Here is a 19,203-nt window from a genome sequence, read left to right on the forward strand (position 1 = left end):
TAACGATGACTATGCTGAGAATGATACCTATTTTTTTAAGAAGTTTAGGCACTGGACTATCCGTACTAGATGAAGGGCAGGTAGTCTAAGCTTATTTTTTCGATAAGTGCAGTCTTGTTCTTCAAGATTTTTTCTGTACAAACAACAGAAACGAGTAGAGCAGAAGGTAAGATGGAAAAATACCTCATCTAGAGATTTTATAGTTATTAAACTCATATCTAACACTAGCAATTCGATACCTGTATAGCGCACCGATCACAAACAGAATATGTTAGGTACACTACGAAGTACACTGTGACTATTTAAGTGCGCAAAACCATTGATACCATTAGCTTACAGCCGAAGATTCAAGTCCTCACTAGGGAACCGAACCAGTGAAATTGGTTTGTCATAGGCATACTTACAATAGATTATAGTGCAATGGGAAGATAGAACTAAGACAATTAAAGAGCTGATTAAAGAACTCCAAAGTTTTGAGGATCAAAACTTGATTGTTATGATAACTAATGATGAAGGTGAAACATTTAACTCGGTAAAGTTGGTTAGCAAAGGGTTTGTAGCTAATAAAGATGATCCTGATAAATATAAGAAAATTTATTGTGCTTTACACTTCTAAGCTTTAAGACCATCTAAGACAGTTAGTTAGTTTTTTAATCCCTAAACCCATGAAAATCGGTTGGGGGGTGATTTTTTTGCCGTGTGCAGAGAAAAGCAAGTCAAAGATTTTTTTTACTAGCTGCTTTAGCGATAACCATTATTTAAGATAATCTCGTTAAAGCAGCTATGACCTAACCTTTAAATGTTAAAAGTTAAGGGTAAATTTGAAAAATTAAGGAGTTAAAATGACTTTACGACATTCTTCTTCACGCTTTTCGAAAATTTCATAACCTTTAGCAGCGTCAGACAAATTCATACGGTGAGTAATAATAGCTTCAGGTGATAAATCACCATTTTCAATATACTCTAATAATTGTGGTAGATACTTGTGTACATGGGTTTGGCCCATTTTGAAAGTAAGCCCTTTATCAAAAGCATCACCAAATAAGAAACCATGAATGGGTCCTGCATACACACCCGGAACACTAACGACCCCGCCACGACGCACAGCTGCAATACATTGACGTAAAGCTGCACCACTTGACCCTTCAATTTTTAAATTGGTCATTATTGTTTCTAGCATGCTGCCTTTGGCTTCAAAGCCAATCGCATCGATAACGCTGTCAACGCCGCGATGCCCTTTGGTCTGTTCAATAATAAATTCAGCAGCATCTACCTTATCGAAATTAACCGGAATAGCACCGTAGGTATCTTTCGCGTACTGCAAACGGTAGTCATTATGATCTACCACGAAGATCTGCTCAGCGCCTAACATTTTGGCACAAGCTGCTGATAACAACCCCACAGGACCCGCACCATAAATAGCTACGGTTGAACCTTTAGTAATATTGGCATTAGTCACCGCCTGCCAAGCAGTCGGTAAAATATCTGATAAAAATAAAACCTTCTCATCTGACAGTGAGCCATTTACTTTGAACGGATTAAAATTACCTTTAGGAACCCGTACAAATTCTGCTTGTCCACCAGGAATCCCACCATATAAATGGCTAAAACCAAATAAAGCAGCCGGTGGCGGAATTATTTTTTTATTAATAGCAGCGCCTGGGCCTGTATTTGTAGTCTCACAAGCGGACATTAGGTCATGCTGACAGAAAAAGCAGTTACCACATGCAATAACAAAAGGAATAACAACTCTATCGCCTTTTTTAACAGCAGTGACTTCAGAGCCTACTTCTTCAACCACGCCCATAAACTCATGACCGAAGATATCGCCTTCCTCGGTTGCAGGCATTTTGCCACGATACAGGTGTAAATCTGAGCCACAAATTGCAGTCGCAGTCACACGTAAAATAACATCATCTTTTTCTTGCAGTTTAGGCTCTGGGACATTGTCCACTCGCACATCTTTAGCACCGTGGTAAGTTAAAGCACGCATAATTTCTCCAATTAAGCAAAGATTGCAAAATCTCGATAAACAATAATCTGTGATAATACAAGATGAAAGTTATTAGAATCAGTGGTTTATGTTATCTAAGTTAAGTATTACTCAATTATATTAGCACCTTGAAAAACAAGATTTATAATCAACGTGTGTTAAAAAGGTTGCGTGTTGTAAGTAAAAAATTGTAGTGGTCAACTAATTTAGGACACTAATAAAATTCAAACCTACATCGCCATTCCTTATAAACCTGAGTCGAGAACGGATAATAATTATAAGCGTTGGGGCAACTTTTATGACCGCCAAGATCTGTTAGTAGGTGACGAATTATGGCAGCTTGTGTCAGGTGGTCAGTTTTCACTCAATGATATGGTTGATATTTTTAGAGAGGTCGGTGCTGAGTCTAAAGAAGATATCGAGAAGGCTTTAAATACAGATCATTTTTGAATCAACAGCTTAGTTATATTAAATCAGTAAATGAATCCGTCACTCTGCTCGTCTACAATGAAAGCTTCATAATCTCATTAAAAAACTATTGTTTCTCTAGGGAATTTAGAACATATAAAAAATGCCCCCCTACTACTTGACGTAATAAGGGGGGGTATAGAGCCTTTCCTAAAAAGTGTGTAACTATCATTTAGATTGTAGAAGTACTTACACGAAATTTAGGAAAGGCTCTAATAAAAAGATGCCGGAAGAATACCCCAAACGGCTGTTATCTGATTTAGGCTTATCCAGTGCAACTTTTTAAAGCTTACCTAGTTTCTTATGATTATAATAAGTTCTTCTCGAAATACCTAAGTCTTCCCAAGGCTTCATAGATTGCTCTGACGTAGCTATAGGCTTACGTTTAGATACCTTACCGCCTTTACTACCCTTAAGTGCCTGCCGATAAATAAACTCATTATAGTGATAAGCATCACGCTTCCAACAGTATTTAGCAATGCTTTTTGCAGTAGCCTTGATTTCTGAGTACGGTAACGGCTCTGAAAACATCATATTCACGCTTTGAGCGTGCTTAAGTACTGAACTGTACCATTGATCCCAAGTCTTGCCTCGATGCTCTCTAATGGCAGAATAAGCCCAATGGCGAACGGTATCGAACAGGGAGCAGTTCCTTCCAAGCCCATATTCTTTCTCGTTAGACGTTAAAGGTCTGAGATCTACGAACTCCGCAAGATAATTTAGCTCATAGGCTTCTTTCGTCCATACTTCGGTACGCCAATGTTCGTGCAGGGGGTTTTTGGTGATGAAATTGGTATAACCAACGTCTGCGCGACTTGCTCTGACAAGCCCTGCTTGTATCTTAGCGAGATAATCTAAGGCTTTACGACTGCCATGCTCACTGGTACAAACAGGCGTTTTTAGCTCATAGACGATATGGGCGTGTCCGTTTGAGGGGTTTTGGCTTGTCCACCGTGGCGGTGGTAGGTATTCTTCTGCCCATCGCATAGCGCCATGCTCATGATCAATGTCTAAGCAGATAAAATGAGTCATGCAAGGGGGGTTGTGCTGGATGTACCGCATTTTGACGGCAGTTTGCCTAGGACGAATGACAAGATTACCTAAACCATCGGTGCAATAGGGCTTGTAGGGGAGTGTTTCGTATATTTCCGGTAGTAATAACATCACGCACACTTGTATTGGTGCGCCTGCTGATATAAAATGTCCGTATCGAAAAATGGGTTTTATATCTGCTGACACAGATTAAAATTCATCTAACCCCCAGAGATTGCCGTCTCTGGGGGTTAGTCGTTTCTAGCACATGAGTTTACGCTCTCATCGCACTTTCGTCAATTGTAAAATCCTCGTAAAGCCACGCCACTTAAGGGGCGCAAAAGTTATACCTACGTTATATTACATGGCATAATTGGGCTTTAATAAGACTGTCTGGAGCGTTAGTTTTTATATACGCTGATCTAAAAAAGAGCCCTTTAGTCGGGGCTCTTTTTTGTTAATTACTACCCCACTCTCAACTTGAAATAAGCAAATCAAACTGAAGAGGCGGATTACCAAGTTTTTTGTTGAGTACAAAGCACAGATTGTGTGAAAGAATCTTACGAATCAATCGATGAGACAAATGCCATAAATCTCTTGCTCGTACCCTTTGTATATTAAATCGTTCTGATAGCTGACCAATGACTGTTTCAACGATACGGCGGGCTTTCATTAGCCGCCTTACCACAGGTTTGGGTCTATCCTCTTTCATGTTGGCTCTGAGTGGCGTTTGTAAATCCACGCCTTGAGCGTCGTAGTACGATGTCAGACTAGGGCTGATATACCCTTTATCAGCGCCAAGCAGCCCATGAATATGAGTGGTGATTTCTGGGGCAACCGCTCTTTCATCAACATTGGCAGGAGCAAAGGTAAAGCCTTTAATCATGCCCGATAAGTTAACAAGCAAATGGCCTTCAAAGCCATAGTACCTCTCTTGCTTAGCGGCACAGTAGCTAAAAGCTGCTAAGTCTTGATAATTCTTATGCCGATAAGCGCGTCCATAATGACAGACGGGTATCGGAAAGCCATCCATAAAATGAATGTTGTCACGGCCTTCAATTTGACTGACTTTATCTTGTATCTGCTGTTTGACTTGCCACAGATTGGCGCAGTGCTTTGCGAAGTTAGGGTATGAGCCGATGGCTGGAAACCAGTCTTGCCAATGCTGGGTAAAGTATTGCCAAATTTGTTTTTCTTGATCTAGGTGTAAAAATTCACCGACCATCTCCATGCAAATAACCTCAGGATCACTTAGCTTTGGCGCGTAACCTGCACTTCGCAAGGGTTTGGTGACGACTATTTTGTAATATTGCTCTACCATTAAATAGATATTGATGATAAATTCGTCTATGGGCATCTCACAACTCCATTGTATTCTTGGTCGAAAACAATAGATTAGTGAGGTGCTCTTCTTTTTTCAATCACTTTCGAAGTTGAGAGTCGGGTTAATTACTGTAAGTAATTATGATGGTTCCGTATAAGGAAACCCTCGTTGCTTCCATAACAGACGTTATAAAAAATGACGTTGGATAGAAGGATTCGGTTTCATTAGCATTGGTTCTAGCGCCAGACTTTCAAAATCAATCTACAGTTACTCAGACGTTCAAAAAATTGCTCAGTTTTAGCATTAGCTAGTCGCAACAGTCTCCAAGGATCTGGGAAATCTTGTTCACATAATCATGTATATTAGGTCTTATTTGACGTACAGTAACCCTCAACACTAATAAGATTACAAGGATGTGATCAAATGACTCAAGCTACCTATCAAACACCTAACGCTAAACCTCAGTTAACAGTATGCATTATCAATTCGTCCGGAAATTCCGGTAAGACTATTAGTGGCAGATGGTTAGTTAAACCGCGCCTCCAAGATCCAAAATATTATAGAATTGGATTCAATGATAGAAACATTAGTGGAGATGAGATTTTTGCGACTGTAGACAAACTTAGAGATGTACATGTTGAGCTAATGATGGGTACATCCGTTATTGTTGAAGTGGAGATATCTGAATTTGAGCGTACTATTGATCGGATGGATCAAATGATGGGATGTCATGAAGATTATGATTTTTTCCTGGTGCCAGTGGTTGATTCATCACCCAAATTAATCGCAGATAGTATTGGAACGATCAAAATATTAGTCAACATGGGCGTACCGCCTCATAAAATCAGAATACTGTTTAACAGAGACCCTAGTAGACACTCTGCCTATGACTATTTTGAAGAACTGACAGATACTCTTGATGAGCTTAAAATACCTTATGATCTGAACGCTCAGTTTCAATGTTATGACTTTTACGAAAAACTAGAAGCACTAAACCTTTCTTTCGAAGATCTCACAGAACATAATTTAATAGACGCTAAGGCACACTTAAAGAAAATAAAAGAGAAAGGTAAAATCCATAGATTAACGGATACTCAGAAGGCCGCAAAAGCATTCTATGCTCAAGTTGTGCTGGTTCAAAGAGCTGCCCTTGCCTATAAATCAGAACATGATGAAGTGTTTGAAATCTTATTTCAAAATTATCCAGAGTCTGATATGGCTGAAAGTTGTTAGACTAACTGCCCATTAAAATTCGTAGGTGAACTTCTTATTCAGGCCAGGATCACAAAGGGTATTTCTATCTTCTAAAGAATAATAATTGCTAGCATCAAAGCAAATGTTACCATCTATGCAATTACTCATTTACTCATGTGAACATATGAGTATATACTCATTTGAGTAAAAACTTATATGAGTATATACTCAAATACGGAATCATTTTCATGAAAGTAATAGCGGTATTAAATCAAAAGGGCGGAAGCGGCAAAACGACAATCGCTACTCAATTAGCCCGAGGTCTACAGCTGCAAGGGCATAGTGTGTTGTTAGTTGATAGCGACCAACAAGGTAGTGCGCGTGATTGGAGAGCAGTTGATGAAGATAACCCTGTGCCAGTTATTGGATTAGATAGACCAACTTTGGATAAAGATTTAAAAAACGTATCTGATAAAGAATTTGTAGTTATTGACGGTTCTCCGCAAGCAACCACTCTTGCTATATCTGCAATTAAGGCTGCTGATTTTATACTGATACCAGTACAACCAAGTCCTTATGATGTCTGGGCTACTAGCGATCTAGTAGATCTAGTTAAACAGCGCATCGAGATGACTGATGGTAAATTGAAGGCCGCTTTTGTGGTATCTAGGGCAATCCAAAATACCAATATCGGCAAAGAAGTGGCAACTGTTTTATTAGATTATGGTTTGCCTGTTCTGGACACTCGGATAATGCAGCGTGTGAGTTACCCAAATAGTGCCTCATTAGGTAAAACGGTATTCGATACAGAGTCAGCTAATAGCAATGCTGTACAAGAAATGACGGCTTTGGTCAATGAAGTTAAAACATTTTTCGATGAATAATGAGGTATAGACATGAAAGCAGGTAGACCAAGTAGAGACGCCAAAAACACCTTAGATTTATCAGATGTGACTAATGCTCCGAAAAAGACAGTAAGAGTTAACTTCAATCTAGATGAAGAAAAGTACATATTGTTAAAACAATATGCACTCAATAACCGTAAGACAGTGACTCAGCTATTAACTGATATGATCGATGAAAAAATAGTTGAACGATGAATAAAATATGTCGCGAGCCACTGTTTGATTTTGTGTATGTATTTATCTAAATGGCAGTTACACAGAGTTCAGGATGGTTTCTCTAAGAGAGCAGCGCCAAGAGCAGTTGACGTTACAACGGCTAGCAGTAAAAATTGATATATCTGATAAAGATATAGAAATTTAATCATTATTTTTACCTGTTAGAATCATGTTTCTTATTATATCCATGTATGTCGACATACCTAATATACATCTTTGACTAGATTAGAGTATTTATGAGCAATTTAATAAAAAGTATTAGAATAAAAAGATTGTTTGATGAAAAAGACGTTAGTTGGGAACTAAAAAAAATTAATGTCTTAGTTGGTAAGAATGGATTGGGTAAATCTACTATTCTTAGGTTGATAAATGCTGCCGTCACTTTAAAACAAGTTGAAGACTTAAATTTATGTGAAGAAGTAAGCGTAGTAATGAAAGATGAAGAAAAATACACTTCGAAAAAAAATAATTTAATAGATATTGAGATGTTAAAATTAGTTATAGAGGAGCTATCAAGGTTTGAAAAAAATTCTAGGAAAGATAAAAATTCAGATAGCCATTATGTAAAATATAAAAGATTAAGCAATGATGAACTAAAAGAATTAACGACAGATTTGTTCAAAAAAATAAATAAAAATGCAACTAACTATGAAATAGAGGATAATGATAAGAAATTAAATATCAAAAGAGATAATCAAGTTTTTAAACCTAAAAAAAAGATGCCTGTAGAGTTTATATCTACGATAAATATGAGTGCGAACTCAGTAAATAACGTTATTGAGAGTGACGGAAATAAGACAACTTTTTTAGACGTAGAGATTGATAAGGAAGTAGAAAGACTAAATAAGGATCATAGAAACAAAGATGAACTACAAGAAAAGTTTATGAGTTCGTTAAACAATTTTTTTGAAGAAACCAACAAAAAAGTAGAGTTTGTAGACGATAAGATAGAAATACTACTAATTAGTGGAAAGAGAATAGACTATCGCAACTTATCTTCTGGAGAAAGGCAGTTAATATTTATATTCCTAAAAATAATAAATGGCGGCGTTGATAACTCATTGATATTAATGGATGAACCAGAAATATCATTACATCTTTCATGGCAAGAAAAACTATTAACAGAGATCACAAATGCTAATAGCTCAAGCCAGATGATAATAGTAACTCATAGCCCAGCTCTAGTTATGGACGGTTGGCTAGACAACTTCATAGACATAAAAACCATAACAGAAGAAGTGTGGTGAGCGACATGTCAGAGTTTCATGACTTCTTTACTAGTAAAAATTTTATTGGCGCTTATAACGTTTTTTCATCTGGAGATATTAAAGATAAAAATAAAGGGATTATTTATGTTGAAGATGCCTCTGATTACTCATTTTGGGAAGGGTTTATTGGCTATCATTACCCAAATGAATATATGTGCCGCCCTTCTTCAAAAGAAGGTAAAACAGTAACTGGCAAGAGGTTTTTAGAGAAAATATATAAAGATGCTAATGAAAAGATAATAATCGCAGTTGATAGTGACTATGACTACATTGCTTCTAAGGTACAAGAAGACCACATATTCAATCATAATAAATATGTTATCCATACTCATGGATTTAGTAGAGAGAGTGTCCAGATTGAAAAAGATAGTTTAGATCATTTTTTCAAGCTATGTAGGTTAACTATCCCTAACACCGTTAACTTATCAAGCTTCTTAAATGATTTCTCTGAAATAGCTTTTAAAGGACTGGCTAAATATATTGTTATTCTCAATAGAATTGATTACAGCAATATATATGATAGCGAATTCAATTCATGTTTCCATCTTCTTGATGAAAACATGGTTGATGAGAACTTACTAATCAGCAAATCCGGTATTGAAAAAATAGAGAAGAAAATGGACTTATTCTTCGATGATAAATGCATCTACGAAGACGATATAATAAAATCAGAATATTTCTTAAATGATATAGGAATTAATAGGGATAATGCTTATAGGTTTATATCAGGTCATGTTCTTTTTGACTTAATCAAAAAAATACATAAAATAAATTTATCTCAGCTAATGAAACACGAGATAAAGAATATCAATAAGAATGTAACTGGAAATGAAATAAAAGACAGGGTTAATCAAGTAAAGACTCGGTTTAATGACTCCTTTAGCTTTGATACTTACTGTCATATGCGTCAAGTAGATCTTGAAGATGAAGTCCATAAGTTCATACTCTCAGCCATTAAAAATATTAAATGATAAGTATCAAGTTACTCATACTGTAAATAGTCTTTGATAGGACGTTTTTTGAACTTTGAGGCGTCTTTTTGGGAGCTTCCTAAGCATTTTATAAGTGAGTGTCTAGGCTGAGTGTACACCTACATGGATTTCAGGATACTATCGACTATTCATATTTGACTAATGATCTAACAAATACTCTTCTAGCGCATCGTTAATCATATCTTGGTAGTTTCCGCCGGTCTTTTTAGCCCTATCCTGGAATCTAGCAATGATACTAGGACTCACGCTACTGGCACCGACCATAGAATCACTTGGCACTACGCTGCCACGGGTCGCACTCGACCAGTCCGTCACTTCAGGCATATCAGACAAATCAATATCATGATCTAAAAGTACCGCCAATCGTTGCAAGTTTGCTTCTTGCGCAGCGCTTAAAGACGGTAACTCATTTGCTTTATAGCTAACCTTGTTCATAAAACCTCCTTTCAACCTTAGTGGCAGGTCGTGCTGATATGATACGAATAACCTCACCACCCTCACCATCTCTTTGAGTATGAGCAACAAAGTGCTTGAAAAAACAGTAAATGAAGCGAGAAAACAGTAAATGAAGCGAGAAAACAGCAAATGAAGCGAGAAAACAGTCCTCAAAAAAATATTGTTTTAGGGACTTTTAATAATTATTTCACCGCACTAAGCGCTTGCTACCGCTCTTCACCGTTTTCATATCGGTCTTGTTGACGCAAACACAAAGGATCAAAAAATACCCGAGCTGCTTCTTCAAAGCATAAGCCATGTTTGCGTTGATTACTGCTATTTTTCTGTTCATCCCATTCAAATTCAATCATTGATCACCGTCTTCAAGCGTATTGGTACTAGGCATTGTCTGGTAATCAAAAGACAGCGGTATGCTATTGGTTTCTGCTACCTGATGCAAAAATAACTTAATCGCCTGAGAAGGCGTTAAACCATAGCCTTCAAGCACCGAAAACGCCTTGTCTTTTAATTCTTGATCGAGACGGATATTATAATTGGTTGTGCTCATAGCATTACTTATCGCTTATTTATGTACCGTCAATATAAGCGATAAGTAACGTCAATTCAATAATTTTAGGGCTTTGGTTTTTTACGAACAATAATAATATGCTACTCATTCAATTCATGCAGAAAATTATCAATTCTCTGTTTTAGCTGTTTTTGTATGACGTAGAGTTCGCTCGCGCTACATTCTCTTAGCATACTTTCCTCATCTTTTAGCTCAAACATCTTTTTACGTATGCTATCGCTATGGGCTTCGTTTTCTAAACCAAAGGTGTTAAGACGCCCCATTTGACGGTAGTATTCTCGTTGTGCCTCTTCAAACATCATGAAATGGTTACTTGCTACTGATACACCTCGAATACTCATAGATTGCTCCTTTTTACACTAGGAAAATGTCCCTTTATGAAATTTTTATTTATCTATTATCAATAACTTACCTATCAAGAAGAGATCTATTTCTTTTATTTGCTAGCTTCGCTTCGAATCTCTTCATAGCCGTATCTAATTCTTCATGTGTGGGCTGTACATAGGACTCATCATTAGGTTCTGTATTACTGTCTTGGATTGGGTCATTAGAATATAAGTCAACAAAAACTTGTTTTCTCACCTCAGGCTTAACCTCAATATCACTACTAGAATTATCTGTTGCTACAGATAAATCCTTTGATTCTTTTCTATAGCGGTAAAGATAATTGGTCAGTGTGCCAGTCGTTAGAATGAGGTCATGGCGCTCAGCTAATATCTCAACCACACCTTCATAGGTATATGAAACAGCCAGCTCTTCGATCACCTCATAAAGATCACGAAATTTGGAAAACTTTGTTCTCTTAGCCATAAATTACTCTCTATTTGGTTTTTAGCGGTCACTAATATGAGTACAAGGTGCTATTTATAGTTTGCTCATAATTTGCTAGCGAAATGCTCGCAGTTTGCTTAGTTTTTGCTTGTATTTTGCTCATAATACAGCTTTCTTATTATATTTGCTCATAATTTGCTAGTGAAATGCTCGTAGTTTGCTTAGTTTTTGCTTGTGTAACGCTCTTATAAGCCTTTTTAGCCAAAAAGGCTTACCACAGGTAGAAAATAACCGATTTTTCTACCTGATTTTTGGTCATTAAATTATCCAATTTAATGACTACACCTTACGCACCCTCTCGGGATGAAAAAAATCGTCTTAAATCAGCAACTTACCTGATTTAAGACGCTCTTTTCTGTACACAAAATGTTTACAAAATAGACTTAAGTAACTGATTTTTATGATATATTTCTGTCTACAATCTGTAAACAAGGATAATCATGAGCACCCCTATCGTATCATTTAGATTAAAGCCAGAAATCTACCTAAAACTAGAAGCGATAGCCGCAGAAGCAGGGCAAACGCCTGGTGGCTACTTGAAGAAAAAATTGGAGTCAGATACCAATAACTTTCTTGAAGATCTTCAGTTTATGAAAGGAGATATTAGTGAGATTCTGCACTTATTGCAGTCAGACGATAAAGGATCAAAGGCAGTAGAGAGCACATCAAATCAGAATGAGATGATGAAGGCTTTGATGCCGATAGTGCTAGAATCGTTATTGATATTAAGAGAGGTAGCAGCCCCTAATAAGGTTTCCAATGCTCAAAGATTGGTCGATAAAGCAGGAATAAAAGCATACAATAGTTTGGATTAACAATTAAATGTATATTGCCCTTGTATCAGCTGATACAAGGGCTTTTTTTGAAAAGCTATTTGATAATAAGAGATTGATCCTTGATAGCGTAGTCATAAGAATCACTGGAATTCTAACGATCTTCCGAAGATTTTAGTTGATATAAACAATCATGGAACTGTGCAAGCTCATATAAGCCGTCTAAGGAGGTTAAAATTTTTTTACCTAGTAACTTACCAAACGATACTTAGAACCTTATAGGGAGCTTAATACGATGTTATTAGCTATCTTTGACTAGTGCTTTGATCTCTCTTTTTAAATTATTTGAAATTACTGATATTGGATTCATTATTATTTTTACTGGCCTTTTTTTGTCACTCTAATTATTAATAACCAAAAAGGTTTTTAATGTTTTTAAATACTTTTAAAAGCTTTTAGGTGCTCTGAATCAATTGGTATGAAAGGCCTTTAATGTTGATAAAGCTACGTCTATCGACCCATAAAGCTACGTCTATCGACCCATAAAGCTACGTCTATCGACCCATAAAGCTACGTCTATCGACCCATAAAGCTACGTCTATCGACCCATAAAGCTACAATTATTTTATTTGTGTAGCTTTATAGAGTATAGTACTTATATTGTTTACTATAGAGAGTATAAAATGAGTAATAAGCAGTTAATTGCTAAAGACAATAAGTTAATCGGTGCTAGCTACTCTCTTGGTATACCCGAACAGCGTCTTATTTTCTTAGCAATTATTGAAGCAAGAGAACAAAAACAATTGATTGATGCTAAAGGTGTTCTGAACATTAGAGCAAAGAGCTATCAAGAACAATTTAAGGTAGAAAAACATACTTCATACGATGCATTGAAAAGTGCTACAAGTGGTTTATTTGATGCTCATTTTGAGTATGAAGATATTCATGAAAAAACAGGAAAACAGGCTCGCCATGTCATTAGATGGGTACAAAAAATAAGCTACATTGATGACGCTGGTATGGTTGAGCTGCAATTTACAGATGCAGTTATTCCGCTAATAACAAGACTTAGCGAGCAATACACAGAATATGAGTTAAAACAGGTTAGCGAATTGCAAAGCGAATACTCAATCAGGCTTTATGAGTTAATGATGCAATGGAAGGCAGTTGGTAAAACTAACAAGATATCAGTTGACGATCTACGTAGGAAATTAGGTGTTGAGCCCAAGCAATATAAGAAAATGAATAACTTCAAGGCACGAGTTCTAGACCATGCTATTAATCAAATAAATGAACATACAGATATTCAAGCTGAGTATGATCAGTATAAAGATGGACGTGCAATTGCAGGCTTTACATTTAAATTTAAAGTGAAGAAAAACAAAGTGAAAATTGCTGCCAAAGTTGAAGCTGATAACGTCGACAGGTCTACCATTGAAGGGCTAAACGATAAGCAGTTAGGGCGTATTGCTCGCAATCCTAGTTTTATAGCAGACTATAATGATTTAGTTAGTTCGACTAGCCCAGCTGGTCAAGATATGAATATGTGGGAATTAGAGATGATTAATCGCCTTAAGAAAGACATTTCTCAATTTAAGAAACGTCCAATTAGAGAGTATCTTGAATACTAAGTCTTAAATGATGAAAAAGTGTATGGTTAAGAGGAAGCTGCAATAATGAGAGAGCAGCAACGCCAAAAATTGCAAGAGGTAAGAATAGGTAGAACTAACAAGGAAACAGAACTCTAGATTTAATTATTTGGCAACTAAGATCGCTATAAAGGACCTCTAATGACAGACTTAAATAAAGAAATTGATAAAGCAAGACACAATGTTCGAACAGATAGCTATTCTATGTCTATAGGCGAACTCGCTAGTATGTACGAAGATAATGAACTAGAAATACATCCGGCTTTTCAAAGAGTTTTTCGATGGAGTGATGAGCAAAAGAGTAATTTTATAGAATCTATATTCTTAGGTATTCCAATCCCTTCTATATTTGTTTCTCAGCGCCAAGATGGCGTTTGGGATTTAGTGGACGGCCTTCAAAGATTATCAACCATTTTCTCTTTTATGAATAAACTGAAGGATGAAGAAGGAAGTATTAGAGACCCATTCACTCCTGAGGCAACTAAGTATCTACCATCTCTTAAAGGAAGAAAGTGGGGAACAGAAGATTTAGACTCTGCCGACTTACTATCGAACAATCTCAAACTCTTGTTCAAAAGACAAAAGATAGCTGTAAATATTATAGAACGTGAAAGTGACGATGATGCTAAGTTCGAGCTATTTCAGCGGTTAAACACGGGAGGATCTGCTTTATCTCCACAAGAGGTCAGAAACTGTTTATTGATAATGTTAAACAATCAGGCTTTTGATTTTATTCAGGCTTTAACTAAAGATGAATCATTTCAAAAAACAGTCCTTGTTACAGAGGCGAAGGAAGATCAAGCATATTATTATGAACTCGTATTGAGGTTCTTTATTAACAGACATGCATCTGATGAAATACGATCAAAGCATAGTGATGTACATCCTTATCTTAACAATGAAACAATCCGATTATTTGATATTAACTCAGATTTTGAATACAACAAAGAAAGAGAGGTGTTCAAAAATACTTTTGAGCGTATAGCTCTTGCCCTAGGAGATGATGCGTTTAAAAAATACAACCCTCAAAAAGATAGATATGAGGGGGCTTTTAGCTTACCTGTGTTTGAGGCTATATCTACAGGCATATCGTTCCTAGTAGAAAGCGATGATTATAATGAGGATGCTATAGTTGTAGTTATAGCAGCTAAGACAAAAGAGCTTATAGATAATAATGATTTTACAAACTCTTATGCTACTCGGATTAGACCTATAGACAGAACTAAGATAATGATTGGTATAGGTCGGAGTTTGTTTTGTGAGGATTAGAAATCTTGAACAACTGGAAAAATCGATGGTTAGCGACTTAACTTGGCGTAGACGAGAGCTGACTACATTGAAGTTCATGATTCAGGAAAATAGCGCTATCCATAAGAAAAATATATTACACAGAGCTGCTATAGCCTTATTGTATTCACATTGGGAAGGACATGTTAAACATTGCTCTTTAGTTTATTTGAGTTATCTAAATAGCTTGGGTCTTCACTGTGATCAGATAGCAGATAACTTTATACAACTAAATCTAAGCTCTTATTTTGATGTAAATCTTTCAATGAAATCTACAAAGAATCAAAAGGCCATCCATGATTACTTTTCTCGTTTGTCTGATGTTACGTTCAAAGTTGTAGAGAATAAAACAATAGACACTAAGTCGAATTTAAACTCTGAGGTTCTTTTAAATATACTCTCGCAATTGGGCCTTCCGAGTAATGAATTTGAGTTGAAGAGTACGTTGATAGACACAGTTTTGCTAAAAAATAGAAATGCTGTGGTTCATGGAGAGATGTTGAATGCTGATGGCTTGAGAAATACATATAATGAAATAGAAGATGATTTATTGTATTTGATCGAAACATTCCATAATCTTGTTAACAGTGCGGCAGCTAATGGTCTCTATCTAAAACAGTAGCTATCTTTTCAAATCTATGGGGAGTAAGGACCAAGAAACCTTACTCCATTAAAATGAATGAGATGAGAAGGAGCATCCGCTACCCAAACTTCTGTTTCCCATGCAATTTCACTAAGATAACGACCCATTAGAGCTCTATTCGGAAAAGCTGTCACATAAACTAGCCCAGCAGTTGATTCTGAAAACAACTTAGAAAGCTCTTCATATCTTTTTCCGTCAACAGGTCCATGGCTAGTGACAGACTCAACTAATAACAGCCAGTTTTTTTCAGTGTAGTGCAATACGACGTCAGGCATTTTACCGTGTGAACCTACATCCACATTCAGTTCTTTCAGTAGCTCTTTGTCAAAATACCCCCACTTTTTCTCTGTGTCACCGGCATAAATCAAGATACTATTTGGTGCAAAACGTTCTGCAAAATCTTCAATAATATCTTTGATAAGCTCGCTATGAATACCAGGACTCAATGTAATTTCTTTACCATCTGCAATTCTTACAGGAATACGATTTTGCTCTCGCTCTTTAGCATAACGCTCAACAAGCGATGTACGATCAGCTAAATAGCGTTCTAGGTGGCTGTGCCATGATGTAGTCCCATAAGTGCGAAGCAGGGTCAATACGTGAGGTTCGATTTGATAAACGGCCTTTGGACTATTGACGGGTCGGTCTGGCTTATCTGGATTATAAAGAGCTATACCTGCATCACAAAACTGATGCATTGTTTGGCGACGAACTGTTTCCCGTGTGTTAGGAGCATAATCTTTACTGTAATGCTCACGGGCCCAATTCATGATAGGTGTAATTCCCATTAACGGGCTTTTTACTTGTGTCCAGCTCTTACCTGGAGAAAGGTCTAGAAGAGCTAATAAAGTTAAGGCTGAGCGTTCATTATATTGTGCAGTAGGTAGACCTAAGCAAGCTATAATTTGTAGAGCTGCCTCAATGTGATCATCTTGTGTATTCATTAAATTAAATCTCTAAATTGAGCATCAATGCTCTCTTGTGTGATATTTTTTTGTTCTAAAGCCCACTCACCAAGCTTAAATAAATTTTCACGGCTAGGGTACTTCATCTGCTTAAGATCTGTTGCATTGACCTGAGTATGACCACTAAACCGCCTAAAATGCTCATCTACTGCGGTAGTGTTCAGGTATACCATAAGTCCACTTGCTAATGCCTCAGGCAAGCCGTTTTTATTGTCGTGGAATACGTTTAAGTGGTTTTCAAACCCCAGCATCGTGTATTCGCTAAAATCAGTAGGGTTTATCAAGTTTGCAACCATACGACGTTTTTCCTCCTTCGACGAAAAACGTTTCACTACACAGTAAAATCCGTTAGGGTAAAGCCATTTCTCTGTATCGTTATTGGCTACGATTGCATTAGATTTTTTAAAGTTAGGTATAGGCCAAGTGGTTTTATATGCCTTTAAGTGGGCTGGATAAATCAATGGCACAGCCCCTTCTTCAGGCCTATCTCGTAAATACTCTTTCAATCGGAAATCAACTACTGGGCCAGTTGATAGCTTTATACCAATGTCAGCCATTGAATAACGCACAGCAGATGATAATTCGATGGCACTTTTCTCGGTCGTAGTCTGCACGTGAATAAACCGTTCTGGATCATCTGGAAATACTATGCGCTCAAAAGGAATTTCACAGTTAGTTAGGTCAGAAAAACTATCGTCAGTAGAGGTTGAGATAGTAACAGGTCCTTGCTTTCCATCACGTTCTAAGCAAATAATGATATTCTCTTGTAGTACCTGATCATCGCTAAAAGCTTTGCTGCGCGATTCAAACAAATGCATCTGATGTATCGCTGCCCGTTCAAGAATGAAGTCGCGGAAAGGGCGATAATAAGGGCCATTGCAGAAACTGCGTGGAATAATAGCTACCATTTGGCCACCTGGAGCCATCTCTCCCAGCGCTAATGCTATAAAAGCGGAATATAAATTAACTGTTTCAATACCAACACTACTTAAAGCTAATCGGTGCGCTGATTTACTATTGATTTTTTTATAAGGTGGATTCAGAATTACGTGAGTGTAACCTTGATCCTGCAGACCTTTGTCTGTTGCCAGTTTGATGTAATCGTCAGAGAAAATACGAGTTGTCACATGATCGTATGAGTTTAGATGCTGACTAAGATAGTTCGTCAGTTTCTTATCGATTTCGAAAGCGGTTACATCAACATCATTAAACCCAAACCCATTGGCCTTCCAACGATCAAGGAACGCGCAGGTTAAAGTACCTATTCCTGCGCCTGCGTCTAATAAGCGACAGGTTTTAATATTGCTAGGTGGAAAAAGAGATGCCATAAATCGAGCTACACTTGAAGGCGTCATAAACTGCCCCAGCTCAGCTTTATGTTTTTGCGTGGTACGACGCGCTAATTTAAGGCGCACACTATCTGCAGTGTCTAACTGTTGGAGCATATTAGATCCATTTACTGATCATCAGGTGATACGCAGGCATAGCCTTACGTATAATTTATAATAGGCAGGTATACTAACACTTTTCGACAGTTCTTCTATAATTACTAGGGGTTGAAGCTGGAAAGCCTCTACCCCTAGTAGTTATAAAATATTGGTTATATAAGCTGTATCAGTTACATTTAGAATTTTCAAAACCCCCACCAATACTCAAAGTAGAAATATTACGTAAGATTATGAAATAATTACACCTTTATGTAAGTTTTACTATGGAGGAATATGGATATTAACCTAAACCAACTATATCCGATGATACTTAGCGCTGTCGTAGCCCTTATTATTGGTAAACTGTATGAAAAACTACCTGTGCAGGAGGTGTTCACGCTTTTTGGAAAATATCAAAAGGGATCTAGACTGAAGGAACTTATCAGGATTAAGAAGTACCGTCTTGATATGCGTCATTATCTGTATGAGCTACAAATAGCTCAAAACTGGTTTATTGCTTTAATAGTAGTAGCTGTAGTAAATTTTGTCTTTTTGCTGGGGAGTGGTTTCTTAAAGTATCCGCTCTGGTTATTTATGATAGGAATGCTACCAACTTATACTATAGAGCTAATATGGCTGAACAAAATAAGCTACGTGGATGACCTTAAGGTTTATCAAAAAGGCAATCCTGAATGGAAAAAACGTAAACAGCGTAAAGTAGTACGTAAACAACGTGAAAAGCTGAAACAACTAGGACAAAATGGAGCTTAGCACCGTTCGCAGACGGTGCAGTCCTATTTAGCATAGTTGATCAGATCGTATGCAAGAATATACAGAAGGTCAATATTAGCATGCTGAAGTTTATTAGTAGCATAGCAAGATCATATAATGTCATTCTTCTCTTCTTATAGTTGTCAGGTTCATATGTATTTAACAAAATCAAAAACTCAGTTTTAAGCTTTCTCTTGATATCTTGCTAACATTATGACCATCAGATACAGCGCGGGTTAGATGATACTGTTCAGGTAGAGGTGCTATCGAAATTTGCTGTAAACTCTACATCGTCAATTCAGATGCATACGCACTATTCATCGTATTTTTTGCTATTAACGTTTTAGATGTTACTAAAACAGCTCACCTTTCTATACAAAACTACTCTGATATACCTACCACCATTATGAATGCTAAAAAAATAGGCTCGTATGAGGTGTT

At 37.0% G+C, this 19,203-nt stretch carries 19 protein-coding genes and 2 pseudogenes; 11 read left to right on the forward strand and 10 right to left on the reverse strand.

Annotated elements, in window-relative coordinates; genetic code table 11:
* Window positions 1-829: 829 nt before the first annotated feature.
* Entirely contained in the window at window positions 830-1,993 is a 1,164-nt protein-coding gene (locus PCRYO_RS12830; RefSeq protein WP_011512340.1) for a zinc-dependent alcohol dehydrogenase, read from the reverse strand.
* A 222-nt stretch (window positions 1,994-2,215) separates the two neighbouring features.
* Here PCRYO_RS12830 and PCRYO_RS13525 point away from each other — a divergent pair, with 222 nt between their 5' ends.
* The gene (locus PCRYO_RS13525) at window positions 2,216-2,443 is read left to right on the forward strand and encodes a TdeIII family type II restriction endonuclease (RefSeq protein WP_083759477.1); all 228 of its coding nucleotides are present in this window, start codon (window positions 2,216-2,218) and stop codon (window positions 2,441-2,443) included.
* Window positions 2,444-2,743: 300 nt separating this feature from the next.
* On the opposite strand, the gene PCRYO_RS12835 is transcribed toward PCRYO_RS13525, so the two are convergent.
* Window positions 2,744-3,625 carry a replication initiation protein gene (locus tag PCRYO_RS12835; RefSeq protein WP_011512341.1) on the reverse strand — a complete coding sequence of 294 codons (882 nt, stop codon included), beginning with the start codon at window positions 3,623-3,625 and terminating at the stop codon, window positions 2,744-2,746.
* Window positions 3,626-3,968: 343 nt separating this feature from the next.
* A complete protein-coding gene (locus tag PCRYO_RS12840) occupies window positions 3,969-4,850 on the reverse strand; it encodes an IS982 family transposase (RefSeq protein ID WP_011512342.1) in 882 nt (293 codons plus the stop codon).
* A gap of 390 nt (window positions 4,851-5,240) precedes the next feature.
* Here PCRYO_RS12840 and PCRYO_RS12845 point away from each other — a divergent pair, with 390 nt between their 5' ends.
* The 5 genes from PCRYO_RS12845 to PCRYO_RS12865 all read left to right on the forward strand — a co-directional run bounded on the left by PCRYO_RS12845 (window position 5,241) and on the right by PCRYO_RS12865 (window position 9,371).
* Window positions 5,241-6,050 (forward strand): hypothetical protein, encoded by an 810-nt coding sequence (locus tag PCRYO_RS12845; RefSeq protein WP_011512343.1) that lies wholly within the window; start codon window positions 5,241-5,243, stop codon window positions 6,048-6,050.
* A 209-nt stretch (window positions 6,051-6,259) separates the two neighbouring features.
* Window positions 6,260-6,895: a ParA family partition ATPase gene (gene parA / locus PCRYO_RS12850; protein WP_011512344.1), complete on the forward strand. Its 636-nt coding sequence runs from the start codon at window positions 6,260-6,262 to the stop codon at window positions 6,893-6,895.
* A 12-nt stretch (window positions 6,896-6,907) separates the two neighbouring features.
* Entirely contained in the window at window positions 6,908-7,111 is a 204-nt protein-coding gene (locus PCRYO_RS12855; RefSeq protein WP_041753792.1) for a plasmid partition protein ParG, read from the forward strand.
* A gap of 257 nt (window positions 7,112-7,368) precedes the next feature.
* Window positions 7,369-8,379, forward strand: a complete 1,011-nt coding sequence (locus PCRYO_RS12860; protein WP_011512346.1) for an AAA family ATPase — start codon at window positions 7,369-7,371, stop codon at window positions 8,377-8,379.
* Between the two features lie 5 nt (window positions 8,380-8,384).
* Window positions 8,385-9,371, forward strand: coding sequence for a DUF4435 domain-containing protein (locus PCRYO_RS12865; RefSeq protein ID WP_011512347.1), 987 nt, complete (start codon window positions 8,385-8,387; stop codon window positions 9,369-9,371).
* A gap of 159 nt (window positions 9,372-9,530) precedes the next feature.
* Here the strand turns inward: PCRYO_RS12865 and PCRYO_RS12870 are convergent, their stop codons facing one another.
* The 5 genes and pseudogenes from PCRYO_RS12870 to PCRYO_RS12890 form a co-directional block, all read right to left on the reverse strand.
* Window positions 9,531-9,827, reverse strand: coding sequence for a hypothetical protein (locus PCRYO_RS12870; protein ID WP_041753794.1), 297 nt, complete (start codon window positions 9,825-9,827; stop codon window positions 9,531-9,533).
* A gap of 230 nt (window positions 9,828-10,057) precedes the next feature.
* A pseudogene (locus tag PCRYO_RS13125) lies at window positions 10,058-10,198 on the reverse strand (BrnT family toxin); the annotation flags it as partial.
* A gap of 41 nt (window positions 10,199-10,239) precedes the next feature.
* Window positions 10,240-10,395: pseudogene (locus PCRYO_RS12880) on the reverse strand (type II toxin-antitoxin system RelB/DinJ family antitoxin); the annotation flags it as partial.
* Between the two features lie 101 nt (window positions 10,396-10,496).
* A complete protein-coding gene (locus tag PCRYO_RS12885) occupies window positions 10,497-10,757 on the reverse strand; it encodes a hypothetical protein (RefSeq protein ID WP_011512370.1) in 261 nt (86 codons plus the stop codon).
* Between the two features lie 67 nt (window positions 10,758-10,824).
* A complete protein-coding gene (locus PCRYO_RS12890; RefSeq protein ID WP_011512350.1) occupies window positions 10,825-11,226 on the reverse strand; it encodes a hypothetical protein in 402 nt (133 codons plus the stop codon).
* 461 nt (window positions 11,227-11,687) lie between these two features.
* Here PCRYO_RS12890 and PCRYO_RS12895 point away from each other — a divergent pair, with 461 nt between their 5' ends.
* From PCRYO_RS12895 to PCRYO_RS12910, 4 genes are all read left to right on the forward strand, one after another.
* Window positions 11,688-12,062: a hypothetical protein gene (locus PCRYO_RS12895; RefSeq protein WP_011512351.1), complete on the forward strand. Its 375-nt coding sequence runs from the start codon at window positions 11,688-11,690 to the stop codon at window positions 12,060-12,062.
* A 641-nt stretch (window positions 12,063-12,703) separates the two neighbouring features.
* Window positions 12,704-13,651: a replication initiation protein RepM gene (repM, locus tag PCRYO_RS12900; RefSeq protein ID WP_011512352.1), complete on the forward strand. Its 948-nt coding sequence runs from the start codon at window positions 12,704-12,706 to the stop codon at window positions 13,649-13,651.
* A 159-nt stretch (window positions 13,652-13,810) separates the two neighbouring features.
* The gene (locus PCRYO_RS12905) at window positions 13,811-14,938 is read left to right on the forward strand and encodes a GmrSD restriction endonuclease domain-containing protein (RefSeq protein WP_011512353.1); all 1,128 of its coding nucleotides are present in this window, start codon (window positions 13,811-13,813) and stop codon (window positions 14,936-14,938) included.
* 25 nt (window positions 14,939-14,963) lie between these two features.
* Window positions 14,964-15,578, forward strand: coding sequence for an MAE_28990/MAE_18760 family HEPN-like nuclease (locus PCRYO_RS12910; RefSeq protein ID WP_041753797.1), 615 nt, complete (start codon window positions 14,964-14,966; stop codon window positions 15,576-15,578).
* 14 nt (window positions 15,579-15,592) lie between these two features.
* Here the strand turns inward: PCRYO_RS12910 and PCRYO_RS12915 are convergent, their stop codons facing one another.
* Window positions 15,593-16,543 (reverse strand): BsuBI/PstI family type II restriction endonuclease, encoded by a 951-nt coding sequence (locus tag PCRYO_RS12915; RefSeq protein WP_011512354.1) that lies wholly within the window; start codon window positions 16,541-16,543, stop codon window positions 15,593-15,595.
* Window positions 16,543-18,009 (reverse strand): Eco57I restriction-modification methylase domain-containing protein, encoded by a 1,467-nt coding sequence (locus PCRYO_RS12920; protein WP_011512355.1) that lies wholly within the window; start codon window positions 18,007-18,009, stop codon window positions 16,543-16,545. The genes PCRYO_RS12915 and PCRYO_RS12920 overlap by 1 nt, the downstream gene beginning before the upstream one ends.
* Window positions 18,010-18,285: 276 nt before the next feature.
* Between PCRYO_RS12920 and PCRYO_RS12925 the strand changes: the two genes are divergently transcribed.
* Complete coding sequence (locus PCRYO_RS12925; protein ID WP_011512372.1) at window positions 18,286-18,762, forward strand: hypothetical protein; 477 nt, start codon at window positions 18,286-18,288, stop codon at window positions 18,760-18,762.
* Window positions 18,763-19,203: the final 441 nt, after the last annotated feature.

This window comes from Psychrobacter cryohalolentis K5, from assembly GCF_000013905.1.
In the GTDB taxonomy this organism is placed as follows: Bacteria; Pseudomonadota; Gammaproteobacteria; order Pseudomonadales; family Moraxellaceae; genus Psychrobacter; species Psychrobacter cryohalolentis.

What these genes read in the sequence shown, in the direction of transcription:
- PCRYO_RS12870 (WP_041753794.1), bottom strand. Translation starts at nt 9,827, where the DNA reads ATGAACAAGGTTAGCTATAAAGCAAATGAGTTACCGTCTTTAAGCGCT.
- PCRYO_RS12885 (WP_011512370.1), bottom strand. Translation starts at nt 10,757, where the DNA reads ATGAGTATTCGAGGTGTATCAGTAGCAAGTAACCATTTCATGATGTTT.
- PCRYO_RS12905 (WP_011512353.1), top strand. Translation starts at nt 13,811, where the DNA reads ATGACAGACTTAAATAAAGAAATTGATAAAGCAAGACACAATGTTCGA.
- parA (WP_011512344.1), top strand. Translation starts at nt 6,260, where the DNA reads ATGAAAGTAATAGCGGTATTAAATCAAAAGGGCGGAAGCGGCAAAACG.
- repM (WP_011512352.1), top strand. Translation starts at nt 12,704, where the DNA reads ATGAGTAATAAGCAGTTAATTGCTAAAGACAATAAGTTAATCGGTGCT.
- PCRYO_RS12860 (WP_011512346.1), top strand. Translation starts at nt 7,369, where the DNA reads ATGAGCAATTTAATAAAAAGTATTAGAATAAAAAGATTGTTTGATGAA.
- PCRYO_RS12915 (WP_011512354.1), bottom strand. Translation starts at nt 16,543, where the DNA reads ATGAATACACAAGATGATCACATTGAGGCAGCTCTACAAATTATAGCT.
- PCRYO_RS12835 (WP_011512341.1), bottom strand. Translation starts at nt 3,625, where the DNA reads ATGTTATTACTACCGGAAATATACGAAACACTCCCCTACAAGCCCTAT.
- PCRYO_RS12890 (WP_011512350.1), bottom strand. Translation starts at nt 11,226, where the DNA reads ATGGCTAAGAGAACAAAGTTTTCCAAATTTCGTGATCTTTATGAGGTG.
- PCRYO_RS12925 (WP_011512372.1), top strand. Translation starts at nt 18,286, where the DNA reads ATGGATATTAACCTAAACCAACTATATCCGATGATACTTAGCGCTGTC.
- PCRYO_RS12855 (WP_041753792.1), top strand. Translation starts at nt 6,908, where the DNA reads ATGAAAGCAGGTAGACCAAGTAGAGACGCCAAAAACACCTTAGATTTA.
- PCRYO_RS12865 (WP_011512347.1), top strand. Translation starts at nt 8,385, where the DNA reads ATGTCAGAGTTTCATGACTTCTTTACTAGTAAAAATTTTATTGGCGCT.
- PCRYO_RS12920 (WP_011512355.1), bottom strand. Translation starts at nt 18,009, where the DNA reads ATGCTCCAACAGTTAGACACTGCAGATAGTGTGCGCCTTAAATTAGCG.
- PCRYO_RS12895 (WP_011512351.1), top strand. Translation starts at nt 11,688, where the DNA reads ATGAGCACCCCTATCGTATCATTTAGATTAAAGCCAGAAATCTACCTA.
- PCRYO_RS12840 (WP_011512342.1), bottom strand. Translation starts at nt 4,850, where the DNA reads ATGCCCATAGACGAATTTATCATCAATATCTATTTAATGGTAGAGCAA.
- PCRYO_RS12845 (WP_011512343.1), top strand. Translation starts at nt 5,241, where the DNA reads ATGACTCAAGCTACCTATCAAACACCTAACGCTAAACCTCAGTTAACA.
- PCRYO_RS12830 (WP_011512340.1), bottom strand. Translation starts at nt 1,993, where the DNA reads ATGCGTGCTTTAACTTACCACGGTGCTAAAGATGTGCGAGTGGACAAT.
- PCRYO_RS12910 (WP_041753797.1), top strand. Translation starts at nt 14,964, where the DNA reads ATGGTTAGCGACTTAACTTGGCGTAGACGAGAGCTGACTACATTGAAG.